Here is a 26824-nt window from a genome sequence, read left to right as displayed (position 1 = left end):
TGAAATTCATTCAAGGTGAATCGCTGAATCTATGCCAATTTGCTCCAAAAAATGCCAATCGTGCGAAACAACAAGAAGTGTCCCCTGGTAGTCGCGAATGGCTGAGGTGAGGATTTCGATATTCTGGATATCCAGATTGTTGGTCGGTTCATCAAGAATCATGACATCTGGCGCTTTAGCTCGAATGGTAAGGCAACAGAGTAATAACCGCATTTTCTCTCCTCCGCTTAGCGCCGAACAGGATTTGTCCCAGGAGTCCTTGTCAAAAAGAAATCGTGTTAGCCTAATTTTTACCTCATGCTCTTGTAATGCTGTCGTATTGAACTGTTGCGCTTGCTCATAAATGGACCAGCCGTCGGCGATTACCGAATAGTCTTGGTCGATATAGACGGCTTCTTGTATGGCGTTATATAAATGTCCGATTTGGGGCTTTAGGTGATTTAACAGGAGCCTAATGAGGGTAGTTTTGCCGGATCCGTTGCCGCCTTTTATGCTCGTTCTATCTCCACTGAATATTTTGATCGTGAGTGGTTCCTTCCAGAGCATATGGTTCTTGTCATATCCAAAATTGATTTCTTGCGCATCGACTAGTACTTTGCCCGAGTGTAAGGACGATTTGTCAAATCCAAGTTTCATCTTATCGGCATCAGGTAAATCTTTTCTCAACTGCTGGAGTTCCTTGGAAATGTTACCTACTTTCTCTTGGTGTACTGCTTTGGTCTTCGCTGTACTTCGTTCAGCACTGTTGCGCAAGGTATTCATGACGATGGTGGGAAGGCCAGCTTTCTCTTGCTTCTTTTTACCACGCGAATCTAACTTTTGTTGTCTTTCGATAGTATCGCGTTCGATGTCTTTTGCTTTACGAAGTGCTTTCTCCTTATTTTTGATGTCATTTTCAAAGGCTTGCCGTTCGATTTCTTTCTGTCCGCGATAGAAGTCATAGTCACCGCCGTATGTAGTAATGCCACTTGGGCTTAGTTCGTACGTAGTCGTCAGCAGGTTGAGCAGCACTCGATCATGGCTGACAATTAGTAAAGTGCAGGATGTCTGTCGTATGAAATTATAAAGCAATTGTCGACCGGTAGCATCAAGATGATTACTCGGCTCATCCATTAAGATTAAATCGGGTTGACGAATCTCTATGCCGGCAAGGAAAACTTTGGTCTTCTGGCCGCCACTAAGCTGGTTCATCTGTTGATTTAGCTGAATGTGATCAAGTTGCCAGTATGTCAAGGCTTTTTGTATACGTTCTTCAAGTGACCAGTCATCATCAAGGATGTGATAGTTAGACTCGTTTACTTCTCCATTGAGGATTTCGTGGAGGGCTTGGAGTTTGTCAGCCACACCTAGTGCTTCGGCTATTGTGTGATTGTCAAATTGACCATAGTGTTGAGGGACATAGTAAAGATGTCCGTCAATCTGTATGTTTCCTTGATTGGGCTGAAGCTTACCAGCAATCAACCTAAGTAACGTAGATTTTCCAGATCCATTGTTGCCAATGAGGGCTGCCTTATCGTGTTTGTGAATATGAAGTGAAATGTCATCCAATAAGAGACTCTTATCGGCGTGTATATACGTGAGGTGTTGTAAATTTAACATGATTGATTTCTTTAATGAGATAAATATATTTCTGCAACTGTAGGTTGAAGTGAATTTATCAATCCTTCTTCTAGCACTATGCGGGCATAGGTTGCAGAAAGGAAATAAAAAGTGCTGTCCGTTTATAGGACTGCTATAGGTCTTTTTATAAAGAAATCGGGTATTACATACTTGTCTGTTTTATAGAATTAGTTACAAAGGTAAGATTTTTTTATATTATCTCTACCCATAGCGAGCATCTTGGGAAGTTAAGGTGTATCTTCATAGTGGTATACGGGGTCAATCCCTGCCTTACGCTGTCTTTCGTAGTCTTTGAATAACATGATGGCTTTATTGTGCAAGAGTAATATGGCTATTAAATTGAGCCATGCCATTAGTCCTACACCAATGTCTCCTAACGTCCATGCGGACTCAGCGGTCTTGACTGTGCCGAAGTAAGTAGCGATAAGGATAAGCGCTCGCAATACCCAAATGAAGATTTGGCTTTTCAATTTTCCCTGCAGGTAGGTCATGTTGGTTTCGGCGATGTAGTAATAAGCCATAATCGTGGTAAATGCGAAGAATAAAAGGGAGATGGCAACAAAACCACTTCCTATACTGGGGAAATGCTTACCGACTGCATATTGGGTATAGTCAGCTCCCATCGCTACGCCAGGAATGTGTTCAACGATAAAGCCTCCTTCGGGATTGACTACGTTGTACATTCCGGTAAAAAGAATCATTAACGCCGTCGCTGTACATACAAACAAGGTATCTACATAGACAGAGAATCCTTGTACTAAGCCTTGTTTCATTGGATGAGAGACTTCTGCTGCTGCTGCTGCATGGGGAGCCGTACCTTGACCAGCCTCATTACTATATATTCCTCTCTTGACCCCCCAGGCAATGGCCATTCCAACGACCCCCCCAAAGGTGGATTCCATATTTAATGCTGAAGTAATGATGAGTTTGAAAACATCGGGAATCTGTTGATAGTTTAGCGCAATGATAATCAAAGCCATCAAAATATAGCCGCCTGCCATAAAGGGCACGATAAACTCAGCGGCTCTGCTTATTCGCTTGACACCTCCTATTATGATGATTCCGAGAATTATACAGAGGCCTATTCCAGTATAAGATACCGGAATATCGAAGGCATTGTTCATCGCTATAGCGATGCTATTGCTTTGCACACTCGGAAGGAGGAAACCTGTACTCAGTACCGTGACAGCTGCAAATACAAGTGCATATCCTTTCATTTTTAATCCTTTTTGGATGTAGAATGCAGGTCCGCCGCGGTACTGTCCATCTTTGACTTCTTTATATAATTGTCCTAATGCAGCCTCTACGATAGCCGACGCGCTCCCTACAAATGCAATCACCCACATCCAAAATACGGCACCAGGGCCACCCATGGCAATTGCAGTAGCCACACCTGCGATATTGCCAGTGCCGACACGTCCAGAGATGGCAAGTGAGAACGCTTGAAAGGAAGATATGCCCTTATCTGAGGCTCCACCACTGAATAAGAGCTTCCACATATTGCCTATGAGACGAATTTGAGGAAATCCAAAACGGACTGAGAAATAGATACCAGAAATTAGGCAAAGGTAAATAAGGGCATTACTCCAAACCAAGTCGTTGATTTGCTTTAATATATCTTCCATCAAATGCTGTTAAGGTTTATACAAAATCTGTACGCTGATAGCTAGAAGGTAAAGATAAAGGTTTGAAATTAAAAACCGATACAATCATATGAAAATTGGGCTATTGGATTTTGGTAGAGAATGGGGGAATGTTGAATTTGAAACCTAAACGTATGTCATCGCACGCAATAGGAACGGTTGGGAAGATGTCACATGTCATAAAAAAAAGTCGCACAGTGGCTGCTCTGTACGACTTTTAATATTGTATTAGAAAGGAAAAATCGGAATTAGTTGGCAAATTCAACTACTTGACCGATATATAGCGGAGTAGTCGCATCGTCTTTTTTACCAATTAGAATGATGGTGTAATGCTTTTCACTTTCAAATTTCAGACCCTCACGTGTGGCCAATACTGTGCCGGCTTCATCTTTGATCTTCAGCGTAAAGGTGCCATTGGGCTGCGCAATAAATGTTTGATTGGCCGTAGCGGTGACTTGGGTTTCGACAGGTCTATCCTTGAAAGGTGCTACAATCTCGGCATCTCCAAACTGAAGAGATACTTTGCCACCCACGTCTGCAAGATTTAGGAAGCGGACACCTGCAGGTTTTTCTGCCGCGGCATTAGTAGACATTTTTTTATTGAGGACGATAGCATGCTTGACCTTATCTTTATTGCCATATAGAAACGAAGTATAGACGGAGTCTGCTTTGACACTGAAAGTGGTGTCTGCTAGTGTAGCAGGGCTAGCCGATCCTGTGACGGCAACACGCCTATCTCCTGCAAATAATTGCGTGCTAGCATATTCTCTGAATTTTATTGGAGGAATAGTGCCAACTTGGGTGTAATACATCACAGATTGGGCATCGATATAACCATTTACCATGGTTAATACACCAGCTGGTGGGGCTACGTAATCATCGTCATCTTTTAAACAGCTACTCAGCAAAAGGCTTCCCATCGCTAAGCAGAATAATAGGTAAAATTTATTTTTTTTCATTTTCTTAAAGTTTTAGTTTTCCATTGAATTGAATGCATTGACATTCCATTTTCTTTTGGTGTAAACGATGCTTTTTTTCAAAAGGCTACAGCTACCCTCCGTTTTTTTTAGCATTGCTCTTTGCTTTTGCGGACGCTATTTAAAATATCAAAACATTTGAGAGACTGAATCGTTATGATAGAAAGCTGTCGAAATGAAGAATATTACTGAAGGATTACTTTCCTATTTGGGCCACGATGCCGAGGATTTATTGACTTATAAAAGTGAATATGTGTCTAAAGATTTATTGCATTTACCCTCACCTACTTTTATCGATGAGGTATACGGCATTACCGATCGTAATCCGCAGGTGTTGCGAAGTCTAGGGCAATTATTTGGACATGGACGGCTAGGTGGGACTGGGTATTTGTCCATCTTGCCGATAGATCAGGGGATTGAGCATAGTGCCGGTGCTTCTTTTGCTGCTAATCCCTTGTATTTTGACCCTGAAAACATCGTGCGTTTAGCTATGGAGGGGGGGTGTAATGCAGTGGCCACTACTTACGGTGTGTTGGGAGCGGTATCTCGTAAATTTGCTCATAAAATCCCCTTGATCGTCAAGATAAATCATAACGAATTATTGACTTACCCGAACCGGAGCGATCAAATCATGTATGGTACGGTCAGGGAAGCGTGGAATCTAGGGGCTGTAGCTGTGGGCGCTACTATCTATTTTGGCTCGGCAGAGTCTGGGCGTCAAATAGTAGAAATCGCACAGGCTTTTGACGAAGCGCATCGGCTGGGGATGGCGACGGTATTGTGGTGTTATATTCGCAATGACGCATTTAAGACAGGGGGTAAAGATTATCATCTTGCCGTCGATTTGACTGGACAAGCTAACCATCTTGGCGTGACCATCCAAGCAGATATTATCAAGCAAAAGCTGCCCGAACTTAACGGGGGGTATCAGGCCTTAAATATGGGGAATAGCAGTTATGGCAAGCTCGATCCCAGGATGTATACCGAGTTGAGTTCAGATCACCCGATAGACCTGTGTCGCTATCAAGTGTTAAATTGCTTCGCTGGGCGCGCTGGACTAATCAACTCAGGCGGCGCTTCAGGGGAACATGATTTTCAAGATGCTGTCCGTACTGCGGTCATCAATAAGCGAGCCGGAGGGACGGGGCTGATATCTGGACGAAAGGCTTTCCAGCGCCCAATGAATGAGGGGGTTCAGCTGCTCCATATGATACAGGACGTATATCTCTCGGATGAGGTGACAGTGGCATAGCAGTAAGGAGAAGCGGTGTTTTTTGGTTCCGTATTGGTGAATGTAAAGCATTTTATATAAGTTTGACTATTTAAGTCAAATGTAATATGTCTACTAAAACGAATGCGGTGCGTATATTGGACCAATACAAAGTGGGGTATGATCTTCGTGAGTATGAGGTTAATGAAGAGGATCTATCTGCAGATCATGTAGCGGAAGCAATAGGGGTGTCGCCGGGGTCGCTTTATAAAACACTAGTGCTGAAAGGTAGTAACAGTGGATATTTGGTCGCGGTTATTCCGGGCAACGAACACCTTGACCTCAAGAAAATAGCGAAGGCCTCTGGAAATAAAAGTTGCGAAATGATACCTGTAAAGGATATCCTAGCGGTGACTGGATACATTAGGGGGGGATGTTCACCAATTGGGATGAAAAAGCTATTTCCAACTTATTTGGAGGAGGTGGCCCAATTGGAAGATAAAATCAGTATCAGCGCCGGAAAAAGAGGGCTACAGATTATCCTTGACCCAACGGATTTGCTGTCTGTAGTACAGGGGAAATTTGTGGATGTGATAATAACTTCGTTTTAATAACCTTCTTTTCCTCTTCGAAATTACCGTGTCAAAGAAACTAACGACTTATCGGTATTGATCATGTCTAGGACTGGTCGATATGTATATCATATTTGTATAGCAGTCCTGGAACGCCGAGAAGTGAAAACTTAGCTTTCTTAATGCGATTGAGCTCTGGATCGAGGACGTAATTAAAGGAGGTCCTAAAGTCTGCCTTCTGAAGGTTACATTGCATGAAAATAGCGCGTTGTAGATCACAGTTTTCAAAAGAGGAAGCCGTTAAATCACATTCGGTGAAGTCAACCTCGTGTAAGCGACAATTTCGGTAAGCTGTATTTTTAAGCTTGAGCCCAAAAAAAATGGAATGATCGAGTATACAAGCCTCGAATGTAAAGGAGAGACCAAAGGTGTTGGTTTGGTCAAAGCGAAGTCCCATGAGTTTGCAATCCTTGAACTCAACATCCCTGAAGGCGGTCTGTTGAAGTTCGCAAAGACTGAGGTTGCAAGAATTGAATATACAGTCTACAAATTTATAGTTGGAAAGATTCAATGCGTTGAAATCGCAACCGTTAAAGATGCAACTTTCATATTCTCCTTTTTCCAACGATACGATTGTAAATTGTTGCCTTTCATATTTTAGATCTCGCTGGTAATTCTCTGCTTCCATACGGTACATTCAATTGTTTCTTCTTACTTGCTTGAATGCGCCAAGATAAGAAGAAACAATGAAAAAAATAGCCAGGGCAATCTACCGAAAGATATGTGAACTGGCGTTTATTTTTTCTTCACGATATAATTGATTAACTCTTTTCCTGAGTCATCGACCATATTGAGTTGTATTTCTTTAAGTGTTGCTTTGATTTTTGTCAGGGTTCTGGCACCATCCTTGGGTCCACCACCGATGACAATGGGGTAGTGATTAGCAGTTTTATCCGGTTCGTGTAGTTTATAGCGATGAGTATGGCCACTAAGGACTAGGTCGACCTTACCTCTGTTGAATAGAGGATCAAACAATTGAGTGCAGTGTACGGCCCCATGCTCATCACCCGAATAACGCGGAGGTATATGCATCATGACAATACGGAAGGCTGCATTTTTAAATGCCTTTTTTTGGATTTCTTTTTCTAACCAAGCGGCTTGTTGGACCCGGTACTGGTCAAAATCAACTATGCCAGCATATACCGGATGACTATCCAGTTTGTCCTCACCCGTGTCGAGGATGATAAAATGTACAGGACCTAGTGTAAAGGATGAATACCCCACCTGATCGAAATAGTTAGCAAAGTCACGAGCGAACTTACCTCTGGTCTCGTGATTGCCGCGTACATATAGGAATGGAGTGGTCTTGGCGAAATAGTCTACACAGGGCTGTAGCATGTTGTTAATGATTTGTTTTTCATCTGTCTGATAATCAAATATATCGCCGTTGAAAAATATGAAATCACGCTTGCTGTCTTTGTCGAGACTAAGGAGATGAGAAATGGATTTTGGCCGATCGTGGATATCATTGAGCATCACGAAAGAAACGTCCTTTTGGGCAGTATCAAGGTTGGTAAAGTGAGTGGTGTCTCCATAAATTGTCTCTCCATATGTCAATTTATAAGGCTGGAAGTCCTTGATTTCTTTGGATACAATCCGGTAATAATATGTTTGTCCGGGAGTAAGGTCGGTGAGCTTGACACAGTTGATTCGACTAGCAGGTTTTAAGCCTAACTCACTTTTGCCGTAGGCCTTTTGGGAGAGGTTATCAGCTGTAGGGCCAAACTCAACCCAACTGGAAGCATCTTTGTTGGTAATCCAGAGTATAGAGATGCTGTTTCCAAAATTGGTCTGCAAATAGGGGCCTGTCAGAATTGAAAAAGCTTGATCCGGATTACTAATAGATTCAGAAACGGCCTGTGCAGGCTTTAACAGGACTAGGCCTCCAAGCGTAAGGCTGCTTTTTAGAAAAGATCTTCTATTGGCCTTAGATAAGTTTTCTTTCATTTTGAGTAGGATAAGGTCTAGCTTCAAATTTAGTTTTTTAACCCGTTAAATTTTCCTTGTAAAGAGAATATTATAGTGAAATGCTCTAAGGTGACTATAGGACGAATGTCAGAAGAAGGAATGACATAACGAAGATTCGATTTTTTTAGTAAATTGAAGTCCGAATGACTAAAGCTATATCATGATGAGCATGCATACTGAACAACCGACGACTTGGTCTTTAATTGACAAAATAGCCTTTCGATTTGCATTTATATTAATTACGCTGTTTATTCTAATCATGAATAATGGCGCTTTTCCACTGTTTAATATTATAGGTAAACCAATCTTGTACGTAATGCATCAGTTTACCCCTTGGTTTGCGCAGCATATTTTAAGACATAGCTATGACTATAGCATCTTCACAAATGGGAGTGGAGATACTACATACGATTGGATTACACTTTTCATCCTTGTGGCTGTTGCTTTTTTGGGTTGTATCGTATGGACTATATCGGATAGCAAGCGAAAGAGCTACGATACATGTTACTACTGGTTAACTGTTGTCATTCGTTTTTACGTCGCATTTATGTTAATGAATTACGGCGTTATTAAGCTTGTACATGGTCAGATGCCGCCTCCTAGCTTGAGCAAATTGATGAGACCTTTGGGAGAATTTTCACCAATGGGCTTAGCTTGGACATTCCTTGGCTTTTCTAAAGGGTATAATATTTTTATGGGCATCGTGGAAATATTGGCGGTACTATTGCTGTTCCGACGAACTATGGTATTGGGCGCCTGTATTACGCTAGCAACGTCAGTCAATATCATGACCATCAATTATTTTTATGATGTCCCTGTTAAGATGATTTCTACCGCTTTGTTTTTACTGTCTCTTTTTTTACTACTGCCTTACATGAAGACGTTCGTAGCCCTATTTCTACAAGGTAAGTATGGACAGCTACCCGTACCGAGAAAACCCAAAATGGATAAAATTTGGAAAGAAAGAGGTGTCTTGATTTTTAAGATTGCCATCCTTGCAATATTTGGCATACAGCAAGTCGTAGGATTGTCAACGAGGCAGAAGATGATCGATCACTACATGAAGAAGAGTCCGCTGTATGGTATTTACCAAATAGATAATGACATTCAGAAAAGGGCGACTATTCCAAATGATTGGTCTTTCCTTATTTTTGAGAATGACGGACGTGTAACTATTCGGGATAGATATTATCAAGCAAAATATGAAGAGGCAAAGATAGACACTGACGAGAAAACCGTTTCATTGAATCATTTTACATTAGATTATGAAATCATGCCATCGGGTGATATTATCCTGAAGAAGGTATGGGATGGTAAAATGGAGCTAGTGAAGCTAACCAAGCTCCATTCAGAGGAATTGGAACTAATGAAGCGGGGGTTTAACTGGATACAGGAGTATCCATATAATAGATAACGGACCGTGATTTGATATCGTGTAGTGGCATGTCAATTACAGGTCAGCACAATCGGTTACATAAATTAAGTTTCTAGGGTGTACTTTCTCTTGTTTGAGACGTATGTGGAGGAGCAAGATAGTAGATAAAGCAGTCTTTTATTTTTTGTTTGCCAAAATATGGTTACCTTTAAACCTGAGGAAATAATACATATCCTAAATAGAGGCAGCAATTTGCTGGCTAATTAGCGACCTGAATTAACAAAAACTTAATTTGACTTAATCTCTTAATTCCTTTAGTTTTGGCTTTAGCTTATTCATTGTGATGGGTAAAATCGAAGATTGGACATTATCAGCATTTAAAGATGGAAATACTATGGCTTTTGAAACATATTTCAATCGCTACAAGAGCCAATTGTGTTATTTTGCGCAAGATATCTTGAAAAATAATGCCGAAACTGCTGAAGAAATTGTATCAGATAGCTTTGTTAAGCTATGGGGACGTCGTCGTGATTTCGAAAGTGAGCAAAAAATAAAAGCCTTTCTCTTTGTCGCTACAAAAAATTCCTGTTTGACATACTTGAAGTCGTTTCATGGAAGCAAAATGAGGGCGACCGATCAGATTTTCGAAGATTCACTCATAGAAGACCCCAAAGTCTATCAGTCCTTAATCCGATCGGAAGCCTTGGCCATATTGAACAAGGAAATAGAAAATCTCTCGCCCATCCAACGGAAAATTATTCAAATGAGCCACTTTGAAGAACAAGAACCAAAGGAAATCTCCAGGAAATTGAACATGTTGCCCAATGCGGTCTATGTGAACTACTCAAGAGCTATTCAAAATTTGAGAAAGAAGCTGCTCCAAAAAAAAGATTGGCTTTTTTAATTTTTCAATGTAAGATTGTTTGCCCAGCCCAGTTTTTACTTATAGAAATATGGATATGGACAAATTGGAATACATAGGGATATTGCTTGCAAAGTATCATCAACATCAACTTACGGATGAAGAGCAAATATTTTTGGAGGAATGGGCAAGAGCCGATCCAGCCAATCAAATTCTTTATGAGGAATTTGCTCCAGATAGTAACTCAAACCTTGTAGGCGAGCTCCATGCCTACCAAAAGGCGAGTCGGGGATTAACTTTTGATACTGTTCTAAGCAAATCCACAAGTAGTAACGTCCGTGGTATTCGGAAACGTCGATTATTAGCTATATCTGCTGCGGCCTGCCTACTTGCGGTGATGGGTTTCTGGAGCTACAAATACTTGTCGGTAGAAGATACGGTGGCGCAACAAGTTCAAATCGACTTGCAAATGCCAAAGCCACAGCCTGGAAAAATAGGCGCTTTACTGGTGACTGATAATGGAATGGAGCAGGAAATAGCAGCAACAACAGGAATTAATTTTGACGTTAATGGACAACTTTTGGGTGATCTTGCTATTGATAGCAACCGATTAGCATCGGCTCAGACAATCTCCCTAATTATCCCAAAGGGTAACAATTATACATTGGTGCTATCTGATGGGACTAAGGTGTGGATGAATTCGAATAGCAAGATCAGTTTTCCGAAACAATTTAAAGGTGATGTTCGTCAGGTGACTCTTGAAGGTGAGGCTTACTTTGAGGTATCTTCGAATCGGAAAAAACCATTTATCGTTCATAGTGCAAAACAAGATATTACTGTACTGGGAACACATTTCAATGTAAAGTGTTACCCTGACGACCAACAGATAATGACAACTTTATTCGAAGGTAGTGTGCGGGTAAAAGACAGTGATAACCTGAATCAATTAATACTGAGCCCTGGCGAGGAGTCGTTGTTGGGAGAGAACAAACATTTGACCAAGAGAAATGCCAATCTAGAAGAGGCGGCAGCATGGCGCAATGGGCTTTTTAGTTTTCAACAGGCAGCCTTTGGCGACGTGCTAAAACAGATATCGCGCTGGTACAATGTTGAGGTGGTGTACAAGGGCAGCATACCTAATGAAACTTTTACAGGAGAGGTCAATCGAAATGTAGACTTTGATCTAATGTTGCAATTCTTGAAAGGGTCGGGGATTCACGTGGAGTATAGAAATGGACAATTAATCATTCACTAATATTAAATAGCATAGAAATGTGAAGAAGAGAAGATAATCAACAATAATAAGCCAAGAGTGATGTTTGCCGCATCACCCAGGCTCTAGTTCAGATTAGATCTGCGACTACTTGCGATAATAAACAGATAGTTTAAAATGAACTTTACAAAGCTAGATAATCTATTACTTAAATACAAATAGCTCATCTGTGCATGTAAGGTTAGATATGTAACGCTTAAATTTATGAAATCTAACCATACTACTTTAGGAAAAAGAAGTGTGAAAATATGGAGGGGCAATCTGCTCTGTATTTTTCTGTTGATAGGCTCCAATCTACTTTGGGCCCATTCACATCCTCAGACTATAACCTTAAAGGCTAATAATATGGCCTTGACCAAAGTGCTAAAAAAGGTAAAAGACCAAACAGGTTTTACAATTCTATATAATGATAAAATAGTTGCGAATGCTGCAAAAGTGTCTATTGAAGCCAATAATATGCCTCTTGGACTCTTTTTAGAGCGGGTGCTGTCGACAAGTCACTTGACTTATGTACTCTCTCAGAAAAGCATACTAATTCAAAAAATGGAGACTGTCAATAGCCAAAAATCTATTGCTAAAGACAGATCTTCCAGTGAAACCACGAGTCAGCAGCAGGAAGTAACGGGATTGGTGAAAGACGAAAATGGAATGGGGATATTGGGAGTGAGCATCACGAGGCAGGGAAAGAAGATGGATACCCAAACGTTGGATGACGGACGATTCAAGATTCAAGCCAACGAAGGTGATATGCTGCAGATTTCGTATGTGGGGTACGAAACCCAACACGTACAGGTCGGGACTAAAACTTTTGTTGAAATTGTATTGAAGAGGTTAGACCACAATATTGATGAAGTGGTGGTTACTGCCTTGGGAATAAAGCGGGAAGAGAAAGCTTTGGGGTTTGCACAACAAACCGTCAACGCGGAACAGTTGTCAACTGCGGCATCTCCTAATTGGTCGGAGGGGCTTAAAGGAAAAGTCGCTGGATTGAATATTATTTCAGGTGGAACTGGACCTATTAATTCCCAAAGCATTCAATTGCGTGGGGCTACTTCTTTAGATCCGAGCAGTAATTATGCATTGATTGTCGTGGATGGCGTGCCGATGAATCAAGAGACCACTCCATATGCTGGAAATGTAGGTGCAGCATATGGCACAGAGGCACCTGTGGATTATGGAAATGCGATTTCCGAGCTTCGTCAGGAAGATATTGAAAGTGTCTCGGTACTAAAAGGACCTTCGGCTGCGGCCTTGTATGGTTCGCGTGCTGCAAATGGAGCATTGATTATCACGACCAAATCGGGAAAGAAAAATCAAAGGCTCGGTGTGGCCTACAATTCGGTGCTGAATCTGGATGTTGTGACCAATTGGCCTGATTATCAATATGAATACGGTGCGGGGTCAACATCGGTTAGGGATGCTAATGGCAATCAATACTATTCGTTTGGCAATTCGGAGGATGGACCAAGTACCAATACACCCGAGGCTTTTGGTCCCAAATTTAATGGCCAGTACTATTTTCAATATGACCCTGTCACGCAGACGCAGGGCAAGGAACGTACCTTATGGAAACCTTATAAAAATAATATGAAGGATTTCTTCCGTACAGGGACGACCTATGAAAATGCTGTTTCCTTCCAAGGGGGAGATTCGAAAGGTTCTATGCGCCTCAGTATTTCGCACACGGACAATGCATATATCACTCCCTATTCAGGATACAAGAAAAATACGGTGTCTTTTAATGGTAACTATCAGATTAGTGAACGGATTAAAGTGGCAACTGCGATGAACTATAATAATCGCACAAGTGAAAATCTTCCTGCATTTGGAATTAGCAATGGGTCCTTGGGTTACTTTCTAATGTTTTTGATGCCTAATGTGGATATTAATTGGTATAAACCGATTTGGCAATTGGATAAAGAAAATTTGGAACAACTAAACCCATTTTCGCAGTGGTCCAGCAATCCTTATTACATTTTACAAATCGATAAAAATCCATTAACAAGTAATCAGTTAGTGGGGAATGCGAAGGTGGATGTCAAGTTGACTGATAATTGGGATGTCACGGGTAGGGTGTCCTTAAATTCATTAACTCAATTGCGGGAAACACAGAGAGGCTATTCGTCTAAAAAACATCCTAAAGGATACTATGGTAGACAGGATGTAGCGAGTCAGGAAATCAATATGGACTTTTTGACGACCTATAGAAATACATTTGCAGAAGACTATAAATATAGCATTATGGGAGGAGGGAGTCGTATGAACTACAACTTACGTAATGTTATGACCTCAGTAGATGCATTGATTGTGCCTACGGTATTTGCTTTGGCGAATGGTGTGAATAATCCATTGACGAATACGAATGACTCCGAAAAGCAAATTAATAGCTTATATGGAATGGGGTCAATCTCTTGGAAGGATCGTGTTTTTTTGGATGCGACAGCTCGAAACGACTGGTCTAGCTCCTTGCCGTCTAATAACAACTCGTATTTCTATCCATCTATCAGTTCTAGTTTTATTTTGTCCGATATGTTGGCTTTACCGAAGCCAATCAGTTATTTGAAATACCGAGCGTCGTTTGCGCGTGTAGGGGCGGATGCAGATCCTTATCAGACGGAAAGGTATTATAGCCAAAGCGGATTCCCTAGCTCGGCGGTGGTGCCAGGAGCACTTTTCAATGCAGACCTAAAGCCCGAAATTACGGCTAGTTGGGAAACAGGAGCAGATTTGAAATTATTTAAAAATAGATTGGGATTTGACCTGACTTACTACAAATCGGTGACGAAAAATCAGATTCTATCACTACCTTCTGATATAGTTGGAGGCTATGGTAGCCGAGTAATCAATGCTGGGAAGGTACAAAACAAAGGTTGGGAGTTGATTATTAATGCGAATCCCATCCAAAGGAAGGATTTTGATTGGAAGGTAATCGTGAATTGGTCGACTAATGACAATACGATATTGACCTTATCTGACAATTTGGAAAAACAGACGTTAACACAAGTTTGGCAAGCCTACTTGATTGCAACAGTAGGCGGTAGTACCACAGATGTGTGGGGAACCAAATTCTTGCGCGATCCTGATGGAAATATAATCTATAAAAATGGTGTCCCAGCTAGAGGAACTACACCTGAATATATAGGCAATTCGTCCCCGGATTGGAAGGGTGGCTTGACGAATACCTTTTTGTACAAAGGGGTGCGATTAAGCTTCACCCTTGACGGACAAGTGGGCGGGAGGATATTCTCAGGGACGTATAATAGGGCATCTTGGGCGGGAACTCTTAGCAATACACTACCGGGGCGTGACGAAGGTTTTATCATCGGTGATGGTGTAATGCAGAATCAAGACGGCACGTATACGCCTAATACAACGAAAGTAAATACACAGACGTACTACACCGAATATCATCAGGCTACTGAAGCAGGCATGTTTAGTGGAAGTTACATGAAACTCCGGGAATTGAGTATAGGCTATCAAGTTCCAAAGAAAATGATTGAGAGATATCGCCTAAGTGGATTGTCACTTGGTATTTTCGGGAGAAATCTAGCAGTATTTGATAACTACCCAATGTTTGACCCTGAGGCAGGTACCAAAAATGGAGCTGTATTTGTGCCAGGACTGGAAATCACCCCTATGCCGTATACAGCGTCTTATGGATTTAATTTAAAAGTGGAATTTTAAGAAAGACTCGCATGAAAAATATTTATACAATAATCTTTGTAGCCTGCATCGTTAGTATGGGGCAATCCTGTAAATCAGGATTTGAAGAGATCAATACCAATCCCAACCTGATTAACCAGATAAGCCCGGGCACATTGCTGAACGAGACGTTATACAATATGTCATCCAATAATATTCGGAATAGCTACGATATTAATTCGGAATTGATGCAGGTGCAACTGACGTACCCACAATATTACGGTGGGGTGCAACGCTACGAAATATTGGAGAATACTGGCCTTTCTCAGTGGAATGCTTCCTACAAATGGGCCAAGAACGTACAAGAGATGCTTGCTGCTGCCGAACGGGATAATGCTTCAAATTATCGAGCTATTGCTTTGACTTTACGAGCATGGATTTACTCAAACTTAGTAGATAATTTTGGAGACGTGCCCTTTACAGAGGCATCAAGAGCAGACGAAGGCATTTTGCAAGCTGCTTATGATGATCAAAAGGTCATTTATACCCAACTCCTAGAGGATTTGGAGTTGGCCAATGGTCTTTATGATCACAAGGTCGCAATGGCTTATGGTACCGATTTATTATTTGGAAATAACAGTAAGCTATGGCAAAAATTTACCAACTCGTTGTATTTGCGCTTGTTGTTGCGCACAAGTAATGTTGATGCGAGTGCTTATAAGAAGATGCAGACGATGGTTAACGACCCTGTCAAATATCCTATAGTTGAGAAACAAGAGGAGTCGGTCATCTTTCGGGTCACTGGTGTCGCTCCCAATGTATCTCCTTGGTCTAGAGCATTGGATTTTAGTACACAACATGCTGTTGGCGCCTATTTTATCGATATCCTCAACACGTTAAATGACCCAAGAAGACCTATTTATGTGACTGCAGCGAAAGAACAGGGACAGGACATCGGTTATAAAGGAATTCCAAGTGGCTATGACGAGCAGTCGTTTCCCTATTCGCCTTCCTATATGAATAATGCACAAGTGGTGGTGCCGATGATTATCCCCATCTTGACCTATTCGGAGGTTTGTTTTATCAAAGCGGAGCTCGGTCAAAGGGGGTATCTTCCCGAACCAGAAAAAGCATATAAAGCAGGTATTATCGCTGCGGTATCAACTTGGACAAATGCGGCGTTGCCTGTCGATTACTTTGAACAGCCGTTAGTCATATATGACGGTAGCCTTGAGCGGATCATACTGCATAAGTACCTCGCGCTATATTTTACAGATTATCAACAGTGGTCGGAATACAGAAGGACGGGATATCCAATCCTTCCGACAACAAGTAGTATGTTGAATTCGGGTAAGATGCCTGCGCGATTGATGTATCCTGGAATTCAGAAAGTCTACAACCCAACAAACTATAAACAAGCTATAGATCGGATGGGAGAAGACGATATTAATCATAAACTATGGTGGGCAAAAAAATAGATGATAAAAGTAAAGAAACAATCACAAGAAAACACATTGATGAAAATGAAACTAAAACTAACAATCACTAGCATAGGCAAGATAGTAGGTGGGCTGACCCTGATACTATTGACTGCTTGCCACAGTAAAAAGGAACTGTCTGTCCAAGAAAACAATAATAAGATCAGTTTTAGAGCTGGCACGTATAATATTCGGTATGATGCCGATGCTGATAAAAAAACAGGAAATGGTTGGGAACAGCGAAAGGAAGCTTTGGCAAAATTGATATTGCAGCATCGACTAGAGCTGTTTGGTACCCAAGAGGGAGACGTGAACCAAATGGTTCAGTTAAAAGAGCTGTTACCTGGTTATGCGTACATTTCAAAGGCCTATGGCGGCACGGGGGATTTACATACCTGCTCTATCTTGTATAAAAAAGATTTATTTGAAGTAATGGATCAAGGAGTCTTTTGGCTAAGTGAAACACCGGACGTACCTAGTATCGGATGGGATGCTACAGACAGGCGAATATGTCAGTGGGCAAAGATGAGGGACCGAAAAACGGGCCGCACTTTTTTCTTTTTTAATGCACATTTTTATTGGCGATATGAAACTGCAAAACGCGAATCCGGACCTTTGATGGCTGCGAAAATCAAAGCTATCGCAGGTAATTCGCCGGTGTTGTGTACTGGTGATTTTAATTCCACCGCCGAGACTAGCCAAATAAGGGCGATTAAGGATGTGCTTCAAGATGCTTATCAGGTGAGCGAGAATGGAAGGAAAGGTTATGAAGATACCAATTTGGGGGGCGGTAATTTCCAGGGCCTCCCCAAAGGGCGTATTGACTATATTTTTTTGAGCAAGAATATCAGCGCCAAAAATTATGAGGTATATGCCGATCAATACGGCGCTAATCGGTATCCTTCCGATCATCTGCCCGTATCTTGTGATGTAATTTTTTAAAGGTAGTTCATGCAGTCATTTCTAGTACAAGTTGCTAGAAATGACTTGTATGTACTTTCTCTCAAATATGAATGTTTTCAAATGAAACCATTATTTATTATTCAAATTGTGTGTGCCATGTTTGTCTTAACGGATTCGGCTGCGCAGAACTTTCCAGCTGATATCAATCATATTATTTGCTATGGACAATCTTTGTCGCTGGGATCTACAGATGGGATACGTATCAATGCAACTGGTTTGGGTTATCCTAATACATTAATGTTTAACAATGGACTTCGATTTAGAAAAGGGGAAGATGATAACAGTATGCAACGATTTGTGCCCTTAGTCGAACATGAGAAGGAAGAAACTCCGACGAGTGGGATGGCCGATATGATGATGGAGCAGGGTTTTGGAAAGTTGAATGGTATCACGCCAAGCTATGTATTCCGAAACCCAGGATGGGGCGGGAAATCCATTCGGGTGCTTCAAAAGAATCAGGAAGAACCAGCGTATTATACATCTTTGCTTCGCGGAGTGAGAAGGGGAAAGGTGTTGAGTGACTCCTTGGGAAAAAGCTTTAATGTACCCTGTTTTACTTGGACCCAAGGCGAGGAAGATATTTTTCGGATGATGGATAGAAAGACCTATTCCTTGCTACTAGATAGTCTATATCAGCAAATTAATACGGATGTAAGGCAGATTACTGGTCAACATAACGATGTTGCCTGCATCATGTATCAAACGGCGTCTCATAATCGATATTATCTTATCACAAAGGAAGAACCTAAGGAACGCAATCTGCAGATAGCGATAGCTCAATACGAAAAGGCTATTGGAAACAATAAGTTTTATATGGCCACGCCAATGTATCCTTTTGAATATAATGTGGATAACGTTCATCTGACGGCTGTATACGCTAGACTACTGGGCGCTTATTACGGTTTAGCGGCAAAAAAGGTGCTGATTGATAAAGAGGATTGGAAGCCACTCCATGCTCAAAAAATAAGCTACAAAGGAAGAAAAATTATTTTGGAAATGGATGTTCCAGTCGGACCACTTGTTATAGATACTAATTGGGTGAAAGCTATAGACCACTACGGATTTAATATTTATAGACAACAGCGAACGCTTGGAATCACGAGGGTCAATGTAAATGACAACGATCAAATTATTATCACCTGCGCTGAAGAACTTCAAGAAGGAGACCGCTTGACCTATGCAATAAACGGAGAAAATACGGGACGTGTCATTGGTTCTAGGGGCAATATCCGCGATAGTCAGGGTGATCACATAACGTATACTGCTGGTTCAACTGCTTTTCGTTTGGACAATTGGTTACCTATATTTGAGGTCTTTTTACCAAAATGAAGCGCTTGGATATTATATATAAAGCTTGCTTAAGAATCGTAAATGGGACAGTTTTTTGAACCGAAATAATCATTAGTTTTATAGGGTTTATTATACGGCACTTTGTTGTCTAAATACTGGCTTGTATCTGGATTGTGGAAAGAGTTATTCTATTGTGTATTGGATTAAAAAGCGAGGAGTTGCCTTTGAAGATAGTCAGGGCAATGTGTATGACGATAAATGCGACAAGATAACATAAGCTATCCCTGGCGGCGATAGGACGCAAGAAAAAACGGATGATACCAGATGCTATTTATTGCTCCAGGGGATAAATATGTGTAAGTCAAATTGCTAAGTCTTTTTTGTAACTTAGGTCCAACTCTCTATATTAATACAGTATGCTAAAGAAAACACAATTAGTAACCGCGATGATGTTGTTATCTACGTCTGTGGCTGTCAGCCAAATGAAAGTTCGGGATGAAGTTCCTGACAAATACAAGTGGAATTTATCCGATTTATATGGATCAGATGAAAACTGGAAAGGAGAGAAAGATCGTATCCAAAAAGATATGCAAATGCTGACGCAATACAAGGGTAAGCTTACGCAATCTGCATCTACACTTTTAGAAGCGTTGGAATTAAATAGTAAGCTTGTTAAGGAAATGGTACGGTTATCATCCTATGCTGCGATGAAGTCAGACCAGGATACTCGAGTTACTAAGTATGCGGGAATGAAGCAAGAAATGCAGCAACTTTTCTCAGCGTTTGGGGCATTAACGTCTTTTATGGGCCCCGAATTATTGACACTGGAAGGAAACCAACTCAATTCCTTTATCACAAAGGAAAAGGGACTGCAAATCTATGAATTTTACCTCAATGACTTACTTCGCAAACGGGCGCATAGAGGGTCTGAGGAAGTTGAGAGAGTTTTAGCATACTCTTCATTAATGTCGGGAAATGCTGAAAATATCTTTAGTACATTTTTTAATGCAGAATTTCCTCATGCAGAAATTGAACTGGACGGTAAACAAGTAAAACTTAACCCACCAAATTTCAGTCTCTATAGAGGTAGCGATAATAGGGAGGTCAGACGTCGTGTTTTTGAGAGTTATTTCAAAAGATTGAATGATTTTCAACGCACATTCGGAGCGCAACTTTATGGAAATATCAATGCAGCTTTGTTTAATACAAAGGCACGTAATTATAATAGTACACTGGAAAGTGCTTTGGACGCTGGCAATATTTCGACTGACGTGTATACTAATCTCGTGAAAAATGTGAATGCAAATTTAGAAACCTTCCATAGGTATTTAAATTTGCGTAAGCGGATGATGGGAGTAGATACGCTTCATTATTATGATATGTATGCGCCTTTAGTGCAGCAAGTGGATTTGTCGTATACTGTTGAGGAAGCTGTTGATAATATTTTAAAGTCGCTAAGGCCTTTGGGAGCGGATTATGTGACTGTTTCTAACAAAGCATTTAATGAAAGATGGATTGACATGTATCCCAACGAAGGAAAGCAATCGGGCGCTTATTCTAATGGGTCAGCTTATGATGTACATCCATATATCTTGATGAATTATAATGGCAAGTATACTGACATGTCTACCTTGACCCATGAGCTAGGACACACGATGCATAGCTATTTGACCAACAAAAAACAAGCTTTTGTCAACGCAGACTACTCCATATTTGTTGCGGAAGTAGCTTCTACCTTCAATGAAGAGCTGCTGAATGACTATATCCTGAAGCAAATTAAAGACGACAATACCCGACTTGCTATTCTTGGGAATTATCTTGAGGGGGCAAAGGGAACATTATTCCGTCAGACGCAGTTTGCTGAATTTGAAAAGATGATTCATGAAAGAGTTGGAAAAGGGGAAGCCCTTACCGGCGAGGATTTTGACAACATGTACCTAGAATTGACCAGACGTTATTATGGACATGATAAGAACGTATGTGTTGTTGATGATTATGTGAAGTCTGAATGGTCTTATATCCCACATTTCTACTACAATTTTTACGTGTATCAATATGCAACATCTTTTACGGCTTCTACTGCTCTTTCTGAAAAGGTGTTGAAGGGCACAGATGACGATCGTAGGAGATACCTGGATTTTCTATCTGCCGGAAATACGAAATATCCCGTAGCACTACTCGCGGATGCAGGTGTGGATATGAATACATCAGAACCGTTTGATTTGACTATTACCAAGATTAATAAAGTAATGGCTGAAATGGAAGCTATTTTAACCCGTTTGAAAAAATAGATGAATTTTGATATTTTATCATTGTCCATTCAGATTTTGATAAGGTAAATAGTTACCACTTTTACTATTACCTTTTACCGTTCCTGATTCAATCTTAAAAACAAAACTTAGGCTTCTATTCTGCCCTTACATAAGAGCAGAATAGACTAGTAACGTTAATAACAGAAGAAATATTCCAATAATAAACCTATTTGAGATAAAAGGGATATATTTATTTCTATATTCTGTGTCATAATAAATTATCACACAGAGACTCATATTTAATAAAAAACAAAGTGATCTAACAACCCAATTTTGGGCAAATAATAGACCTAGGTTACCAAACGCGATAAGAAGTACGGTATAAAATACAGCTCTTGTATTTATCTTGAATTTATTCATTTTTTGCTTGTCATAAATTAAATCTCAGAATTCAATGAATCCTCCTTTTTACGGCTTCCTATCAAAAATGATAATAGCACTAAAAAGCAGACCGTCTTATTAGAAGAATGAAAAAAAGTTAAACAGTCTACGCTTTAATTTTTTACATAAGCAAATAGACAAACTATTTTACATAAAGACTTCATATATCCAATCAAAAAATATCTTTTTTTATCAAAAATCAATATCTCTTGACTGACCTGAGTATTTGGGGAAATAAGAATTATTAGACATAATAGGTATCCATCGGAAAAGCAATACCTAACTTATAGAATCGAACCCTACGCGTTCTCATCCTTTGATTACTGCATTTGAGATAGTGCTCTACGGAGTTGAAGATAGTGTAAACAAAAAAAGAGTCCAATTTTCATTGAACTCTTTTTAGTCTTGTGCGGAGAGAGCAGGATTGCAATCGAACCCCTTATACCACTTTTGAAATTTTTGGATTTGATTTTATAAACCAAAATTTGGACTATAAATGTAGGACCTGACAATCAAAACTGCAAAGATTCGGCTATCCAAGAAACTGACTTATGCTCGATGATTAGCCATTTCAGCGGACCCGTCGGGGCTATCTAACATTTGATTAAACTTTTAGAGCTTTTCAGGGAGATTGATGAAAGAATAAATATTGCCTAACATTAAGGAAATATTTGAGATCAAAAAGAGTAGCAACTTCGTTAGGCTATTGTAATAGGCTAGCTCTATATGAACTAGGTTATGGCGGAATAACAAAAGTCAACTTAACAATGAATTTGTCCCTTCAATGGTATTCTTAATGCCAATATGAAAGTTGTGATGAGTTTTTTCATCATCTAGCATTGGCAGCAACTTCAAGGTATTATTTTATGGTTTTGTAGTAAATACTAAAAGTGAAATATAATCCTTACCCTATAAACGGTTGGTCTACCTTGCGGTTGTAAGCATTATAAAAAATATGTAGCATTGAAAAAAATAAAATTAATGTATGCTATGTCCTTGGATATTTTTTCAAAACTATTGTATGATTTAAACATTAATTGTAATATTGCGATATAAAATTGAACTTTAAATGGGAGTAACGAAAACCGAAATATTTACAGTACAGCAAAATAGCTTAGCCACATCGTTAAAAGCATTGGCTCATCCTGCTCGTATCGCAATCCTGCAATACATCATCAAGCAGAATGCTTGCATTTGTAATGACTTGGTAGAGGAATTAGGATTGGCAAAAGAACTCTTATCGACAACAAAATTATCCGTAAGTGAAATCGCATATCGATTAGGTTTTGAATATCCGCAATCATTCAGCAAAGTATTTAAAAACAAAATGAACCAGACGCCATTGGTATTTAGACAGTCATTTAACTGACCTACCTTCGCAAGGCTTACAAGATAAAATAACTGTCGCCAACATCACATATTGATGATCGTAGATAAACAGATTCTTTTAGTTAAATTAGCACGAACAAATCAGCTTATGCAACTTAAATCAGACAAAACTCTAGCACTGAAAAATACGGGGAATCATACTTCAGAAAACCCGACGAATTTTGTTGAAAATTTTGAAATCCTCGATTTAAGTAAAGTAGATAACGATCATTTTTTTTCCTTCAATTATTCCCGAAAAACATTCTACACAGCTACCTTATTACAAGGAAAATATAACCTTGAATTTGAAGATAAAACTATTGAGGCAACTGGCAATACACTACTTTTTACAACTTCCAAAATTCCGTTTGGTATTCATACATCAAATGGAGTTAACAAAGGCATAAGTTGTGTTTTTAAGGAAGATTTTATCACTAAGAATAACTGCGGCTACCGTTTGCTGGAATTTCCAATATACAAACCAGGTAGACAAAACATTTATTCACTAACCGATAACCAAACTGAAAACTTTAGAGCCATCTATGCCAAGATTTTCGATGAAAAGCTCGACAATGGTAATTATAAAGAAAGTTTACAACGCAACTACCTTCTTGAACTTATTTTTAACGCCCAAAAGCTTGATCCTGTAGCGTCCTATATCAAGAAAAACAATACCACTGAAGAGATAGCCTGCTCATTTATAAGATTATTGGAAGCACAGTTTCCCATCGACAATCCTCAAGATGTTATTAAACTGAAAACTGCCGGCGAATTCGCAGCACATTTATCGCTGCATCCCAATTATCTGAATCGCCAGGTGAAGCTGTCAAAAGGAAGAACCGTTAGCGATATCATTAATTCAAGGATTGAGCAGGAAGCAAAAATTCTACTGAAGTTGACCAATTGGAATATTGCACAGATTGCAAATTCGTTAGGCTTTGAAGAGCCTTCCCATTTTAATACATTTTTCAAAAAGCATACTAAAATAGCTCCTACAGATTATAGAAAACTAAAAAAAGAGGAGTATTAAAAAAACTAAATAAGCTAGAAGTTTGATTTTGGTAAGGATTGGTTTTAATTACGCTATAATTCGAACTATCATTAGTGCGACCTTTGTTTTATAAATTTTAATATAAAAAAATGACAAAGCTAGCATTAGTAACAGGTGGTAACAAGGGTATAGGTTTTGAAACAGTAAGACAACTCGCTGGACAACATATTAAAGTCCTTTTAGGTGCGAGAAATGAAGAAGAGGGCAAGAATGCTGAAAAAGTTCTTCGCGGGGAATCTTTGGATGTAACATTCATTAAATTGGATATCAGTAATTCTCAAGATATTGAAAATGCCAAAACTTATATCGAAAATGAATTTGGTCAATTGGATATCTTGATCAATAACGCCGCAGTATTTCTTGACAGTGCTTGGTTCGGCAATAATGTGGAATCGGTACCTATGAAAACACTTCGTGACACCTTTGATATCAATTACTTTGGGACAGTCGAACTTACCCAGGCATTGTTGCCGTTAGTTAAAAAAAGTGATGCGGGACGTATTGTAAACATCAGCAGTGTTTCCGGATCATTTGGTGCTCATCTTGATGAAAGTCACTGGTTGTATCAGTTGAAACCTTACGCTTATAGCGCTTCGAAAACGGCACTCAATCAGTTTACCGTATTTCTTGCCAATGCACTTAAGGAAACTAATATCAAAGTAAACGCTGCAAGTCCGGGATGGGTTAAAACATCCATTGGATCAGATCAGGCGCCGCTTACAACGGAAGAAGGTGCAAAAACAGGCGTTGCATTAGCTTTGCTTGATAACAATGGACCAACAGGAACTTTTTCTCAATCCGGCGAGGTATTGCCGTGGTAATTTGGAATACATATCAAACTGCTCGATGTTAGGCTGTTTATTTACCGGAATATTTGTTATATCTTAAATATGGCGAAAATATAACGGTAAATAAGCAGTTTCTATAAAAACTACTGTCTTTTAACTTTTAAAGAGTATTAAAGCAACTACATTGAAATGTTGCTAATTAGTCTGCTTCTTCAAGAATTAGAATTATTTCTAAATTCTTTCGGAGTCATGCCTGTACTTTTTCGAAACATACGTACAAAATAAGACGGAGTTTCAATATTGAGTTTCTCACTAATTTCAGCAATGGACATGCTACTGTAGTTAAGTAAATTTTTAGCCTCGCCAATTGTTTTATGCAATATGTAAGTCTTAGCTGTTGTTCCTAAAACCTCCTTTGTAATCTTATTTAAATAGTTGGTGGTGATAAATAACTTATCTGCGTAGAATGAAAGATCACGCTTGTTTATAAAGTTAGCTTCCACTAAAGCTGTAAACGATTCTATATATCGGTTGATTACTACACCTTTTGTTTTTTCTGAGTTATTTAAAGGTTTCAAATCGCAATTTTGCAAGAGACTTAAAATAAGATATAATAATGCCCTTAATACATCTATGTTGGAGTCACCACGTTTTAATATTTCTGATTGTAATGATTTTAAATGTTGTAGGAGGGCCTCAAATTGCGCTGCGCTTGCCGTTAATAATGGCGACGAGCGGAGAACTTGTAGATAACTAAGATTTCTTAAGAAGTATCTATCCCTGAAAAAGGACAGCAGGAAATCTTCTTCAAACACTAAAGCATAACCCTCTAATCTTGTATTTTCCTGCCAACGCCAAACCTGGCCTGGAAAGGAGCAAACGATATCGCCACGGCCTACCAACAAATGCCTCAGGCCTCGCCGCAACCGGTAGAGTCATTGGTGTATCGTTGAACTATCGGCTCGGTCCATTTGGCTGGCTCTCACTTTCCCAATACGGAGGTGTGTTTGCTGATGCCACAAACCTCGGCCTGCAGGATATTATAACTGCACTCCGATGGGTGCAGGAGAATATTTCGCGATTCGGTGGTGATCCTCAGAACGTCACTGTCTCTGGTCACAGTGCCGGCGCTTTTTGCACCCTCGGTCTTCTTGCGACGCCATTGGCTGATGGCCTCTACCAGCGCCTGGCCGCATTCTCTGGTATGACTTCGCGTTTAGTCCCTGCCTGGAGTGCAGAAGAACGTGCGGTGGTCAGCTATTTGGTTTTACACCAAATGAGGTTTTAGCAGGAGCGAGGCCGGATAAACATCATTTTAGGACTCGAATAGCATTAGGTATAAAACAGCGATTAACAGGAACCAGAACTTTCCTTGTAAGATGGTTTGTCAGACATAAAATCATTAAACATCCAAAGTTCTTTTTACATAGTTGCCTTTCAATTGAACTGTGAAGGGTAGCTATGTCTGAGAGGTTCTACATAATTGTAATTTGGGCCACCCTAAAAAGCAAAATGTACGCATTTGCGTACATTTTGCTTCATAATCACCACGGAATTTGCACGGCGCAAGGTCATGGCCTTGCCACTCTCTATCTACAAGGCCGTCTGTCAAATACAATTCAAAATAAAGCAATCGGAAAATCAGAATACCATTCTATAAAACATGTGATTTTCGAGAGTTTCATCCAATTATTAGAGCAAATGAATAGTGTAAAATATCATTAATACTGTTAAATAGGTTTTATCCTTGACATTGCGTCACATTGGAACTTTTTACTGTTAGTTTTTATAATATAAAACATAGAAAAAGAGCTATACTGTGGCTAACGGCAGCAATGGTGTAGCCCAGGTGCCACAACCTTATAGATACCCGTTACTTTTTTTTGTGTTCGATGAAGGGTTTAGGGAATCATTTGCCTAACAGAAATGTCTGGAAAGTGTAATTTAATAACAACATAGGAATTGTTTATTTTGTTCTAAAATATACTTTT

The 26824-nt window shown here is 39.9% G+C and carries 20 protein-coding genes; 14 read left to right on the top strand and 6 right to left on the bottom strand.

Annotated elements, in window-relative coordinates:
* Nucleotides 1-6: 6 nt before the first annotated feature.
* The 3 genes from OQ289_RS12870 to OQ289_RS12860 all read right to left on the bottom strand — a co-directional run bounded on the left by OQ289_RS12870 (nt 7) and on the right by OQ289_RS12860 (nt 4222).
* Nucleotides 7-1599, bottom strand: coding sequence for an ABC-F family ATP-binding cassette domain-containing protein (locus tag OQ289_RS12870; RefSeq protein WP_270087263.1), 1593 nt, complete (start codon nt 1597-1599; stop codon nt 7-9).
* 248 nt (nt 1600-1847) lie between these two features.
* The gene (locus OQ289_RS12865; protein ID WP_270087262.1) at nt 1848-3245 is read right to left on the bottom strand and encodes an alanine/glycine:cation symporter family protein; all 1398 of its coding nucleotides are present in this window, start codon (nt 3243-3245) and stop codon (nt 1848-1850) included.
* 266 nt (nt 3246-3511) lie between these two features.
* Nucleotides 3512-4222: a DUF4397 domain-containing protein gene (locus tag OQ289_RS12860; protein WP_270087261.1), complete on the bottom strand. Its 711-nt coding sequence runs from the start codon at nt 4220-4222 to the stop codon at nt 3512-3514.
* A gap of 193 nt (nt 4223-4415) precedes the next feature.
* Between OQ289_RS12860 and OQ289_RS12855 the strand changes: the two genes are divergently transcribed.
* Nucleotides 4416-5492, top strand: coding sequence for a class I fructose-bisphosphate aldolase (locus OQ289_RS12855; protein ID WP_270087260.1), 1077 nt, complete (start codon nt 4416-4418; stop codon nt 5490-5492).
* Nucleotides 5493-5578: 86 nt separating this feature from the next.
* Nucleotides 5579-6061, top strand: a complete 483-nt coding sequence (gene ybaK / locus OQ289_RS12850) for a Cys-tRNA(Pro) deacylase (RefSeq protein WP_270087259.1) — start codon at nt 5579-5581, stop codon at nt 6059-6061.
* 67 nt (nt 6062-6128) lie between these two features.
* Here ybaK and OQ289_RS12845 read toward each other — a convergent pair whose 3' ends face one another.
* Nucleotides 6129-6710 carry a pentapeptide repeat-containing protein gene (locus OQ289_RS12845; RefSeq protein WP_270087258.1) on the bottom strand — a complete coding sequence of 194 codons (582 nt, stop codon included), beginning with the start codon at nt 6708-6710 and terminating at the stop codon, nt 6129-6131.
* A gap of 107 nt (nt 6711-6817) precedes the next feature.
* Nucleotides 6818-8029, bottom strand: coding sequence for a purple acid phosphatase family protein (locus tag OQ289_RS12840; protein WP_270087257.1), 1212 nt, complete (start codon nt 8027-8029; stop codon nt 6818-6820).
* Nucleotides 8030-8210: 181 nt separating this feature from the next.
* Here OQ289_RS12840 and OQ289_RS12835 point away from each other — a divergent pair, with 181 nt between their 5' ends.
* The 11 genes from OQ289_RS12835 (at nt 8211) to OQ289_RS12785 (ending at nt 24866) form a co-directional block, all read left to right on the top strand.
* Nucleotides 8211-9464 (top strand): hypothetical protein, encoded by a 1254-nt coding sequence (locus OQ289_RS12835; RefSeq protein ID WP_270087256.1) that lies wholly within the window; start codon nt 8211-8213, stop codon nt 9462-9464.
* A 304-nt stretch (nt 9465-9768) separates the two neighbouring features.
* Complete coding sequence (locus OQ289_RS12830) at nt 9769-10329, top strand: RNA polymerase sigma factor (protein ID WP_270087255.1); 561 nt, start codon at nt 9769-9771, stop codon at nt 10327-10329.
* Nucleotides 10330-10384: 55 nt separating this feature from the next.
* Nucleotides 10385-11542, top strand: a complete 1158-nt coding sequence (locus tag OQ289_RS12825; RefSeq protein ID WP_270087254.1) for a FecR family protein — start codon at nt 10385-10387, stop codon at nt 11540-11542.
* 222 nt (nt 11543-11764) lie between these two features.
* A complete protein-coding gene (locus OQ289_RS12820; protein ID WP_270087253.1) occupies nt 11765-15244 on the top strand; it encodes a SusC/RagA family TonB-linked outer membrane protein in 3480 nt (1159 codons plus the stop codon).
* Between the two features lie 11 nt (nt 15245-15255).
* Nucleotides 15256-16680, top strand: a complete 1425-nt coding sequence (locus OQ289_RS12815; RefSeq protein ID WP_270087252.1) for a SusD/RagB family nutrient-binding outer membrane lipoprotein — start codon at nt 15256-15258, stop codon at nt 16678-16680.
* A gap of 45 nt (nt 16681-16725) precedes the next feature.
* The gene (locus tag OQ289_RS12810) at nt 16726-17622 is read left to right on the top strand and encodes an endonuclease/exonuclease/phosphatase family protein (protein ID WP_270087251.1); all 897 of its coding nucleotides are present in this window, start codon (nt 16726-16728) and stop codon (nt 17620-17622) included.
* A gap of 81 nt (nt 17623-17703) precedes the next feature.
* Nucleotides 17704-18972 (top strand): hypothetical protein, encoded by a 1269-nt coding sequence (locus OQ289_RS12805; RefSeq protein WP_270087250.1) that lies wholly within the window; start codon nt 17704-17706, stop codon nt 18970-18972.
* A gap of 377 nt (nt 18973-19349) precedes the next feature.
* Nucleotides 19350-21224, top strand: coding sequence for an oligoendopeptidase F (gene pepF / locus OQ289_RS12800; RefSeq protein WP_270087249.1), 1875 nt, complete (start codon nt 19350-19352; stop codon nt 21222-21224).
* 1471 nt (nt 21225-22695) lie between these two features.
* Nucleotides 22696-22995 carry a helix-turn-helix domain-containing protein gene (locus tag OQ289_RS12795; RefSeq protein WP_270087248.1) on the top strand — a complete coding sequence of 100 codons (300 nt, stop codon included), beginning with the start codon at nt 22696-22698 and terminating at the stop codon, nt 22993-22995.
* 54 nt (nt 22996-23049) lie between these two features.
* A complete protein-coding gene (locus OQ289_RS12790; RefSeq protein ID WP_270087247.1) occupies nt 23050-24024 on the top strand; it encodes a helix-turn-helix domain-containing protein in 975 nt (324 codons plus the stop codon).
* A gap of 110 nt (nt 24025-24134) precedes the next feature.
* A complete protein-coding gene (locus OQ289_RS12785) occupies nt 24135-24866 on the top strand; it encodes an SDR family oxidoreductase (RefSeq protein WP_270087246.1) in 732 nt (243 codons plus the stop codon).
* Nucleotides 24867-25045: 179 nt separating this feature from the next.
* Here OQ289_RS12785 and OQ289_RS12780 read toward each other — a convergent pair whose 3' ends face one another.
* Nucleotides 25046-25759, bottom strand: a complete 714-nt coding sequence (locus OQ289_RS12780) for a helix-turn-helix domain-containing protein (protein ID WP_270087245.1) — start codon at nt 25757-25759, stop codon at nt 25046-25048.
* Between OQ289_RS12780 and OQ289_RS12775 the strand changes: the two genes are divergently transcribed.
* The gene (locus tag OQ289_RS12775) at nt 25669-26121 is read left to right on the top strand and encodes a carboxylesterase family protein (protein ID WP_333485541.1); all 453 of its coding nucleotides are present in this window, start codon (nt 25669-25671) and stop codon (nt 26119-26121) included. The genes OQ289_RS12780 and OQ289_RS12775 overlap by 91 nt on opposite strands.
* Nucleotides 26122-26824: the final 703 nt, after the last annotated feature.

The sequence above is a fragment of the Sphingobacterium sp. SYP-B4668 genome (assembly GCF_027627455.1).
Classification (GTDB): domain Bacteria; phylum Bacteroidota; class Bacteroidia; order Sphingobacteriales; family Sphingobacteriaceae; genus Sphingobacterium.
The sequence above is the reverse complement of the archived record's forward strand: the minus strand, read 5'-3'. Positions and strand labels throughout refer to the sequence as shown.

What these genes read in the sequence shown, in the direction of transcription:
- OQ289_RS12785 (WP_270087246.1), top strand. Translation starts at nt 24,135, where the DNA reads ATGACAAAGCTAGCATTAGTAACAGGTGGTAACAAGGGTATAGGTTTT.
- OQ289_RS12830 (WP_270087255.1), top strand. Translation starts at nt 9,769, where the DNA reads ATGGGTAAAATCGAAGATTGGACATTATCAGCATTTAAAGATGGAAAT.
- OQ289_RS12805 (WP_270087250.1), top strand. Translation starts at nt 17,704, where the DNA reads ATGAAACCATTATTTATTATTCAAATTGTGTGTGCCATGTTTGTCTTA.
- OQ289_RS12820 (WP_270087253.1), top strand. Translation starts at nt 11,765, where the DNA reads ATGAAATCTAACCATACTACTTTAGGAAAAAGAAGTGTGAAAATATGG.
- OQ289_RS12795 (WP_270087248.1), top strand. Translation starts at nt 22,696, where the DNA reads ATGGGAGTAACGAAAACCGAAATATTTACAGTACAGCAAAATAGCTTA.
- OQ289_RS12825 (WP_270087254.1), top strand. Translation starts at nt 10,385, where the DNA reads ATGGACAAATTGGAATACATAGGGATATTGCTTGCAAAGTATCATCAA.
- OQ289_RS12835 (WP_270087256.1), top strand. Translation starts at nt 8,211, where the DNA reads ATGATGAGCATGCATACTGAACAACCGACGACTTGGTCTTTAATTGAC.
- OQ289_RS12870 (WP_270087263.1), bottom strand. Translation starts at nt 1,599, where the DNA reads ATGTTAAATTTACAACACCTCACGTATATACACGCCGATAAGAGTCTC.
- OQ289_RS12860 (WP_270087261.1), bottom strand. Translation starts at nt 4,222, where the DNA reads ATGAAAAAAAATAAATTTTACCTATTATTCTGCTTAGCGATGGGAAGC.
- OQ289_RS12815 (WP_270087252.1), top strand. Translation starts at nt 15,256, where the DNA reads ATGAAAAATATTTATACAATAATCTTTGTAGCCTGCATCGTTAGTATG.
- OQ289_RS12790 (WP_270087247.1), top strand. Translation starts at nt 23,050, where the DNA reads ATGATCGTAGATAAACAGATTCTTTTAGTTAAATTAGCACGAACAAAT.
- pepF (WP_270087249.1), top strand. Translation starts at nt 19,350, where the DNA reads ATGCTAAAGAAAACACAATTAGTAACCGCGATGATGTTGTTATCTACG.
- ybaK (WP_270087259.1), top strand. Translation starts at nt 5,579, where the DNA reads ATGTCTACTAAAACGAATGCGGTGCGTATATTGGACCAATACAAAGTG.
- OQ289_RS12810 (WP_270087251.1), top strand. Translation starts at nt 16,726, where the DNA reads ATGAAACTAAAACTAACAATCACTAGCATAGGCAAGATAGTAGGTGGG.
- OQ289_RS12855 (WP_270087260.1), top strand. Translation starts at nt 4,416, where the DNA reads ATGAAGAATATTACTGAAGGATTACTTTCCTATTTGGGCCACGATGCC.
- OQ289_RS12840 (WP_270087257.1), bottom strand. Translation starts at nt 8,029, where the DNA reads ATGAAAGAAAACTTATCTAAGGCCAATAGAAGATCTTTTCTAAAAAGC.
- OQ289_RS12865 (WP_270087262.1), bottom strand. Translation starts at nt 3,245, where the DNA reads ATGGAAGATATATTAAAGCAAATCAACGACTTGGTTTGGAGTAATGCC.
- OQ289_RS12845 (WP_270087258.1), bottom strand. Translation starts at nt 6,710, where the DNA reads ATGGAAGCAGAGAATTACCAGCGAGATCTAAAATATGAAAGGCAACAA.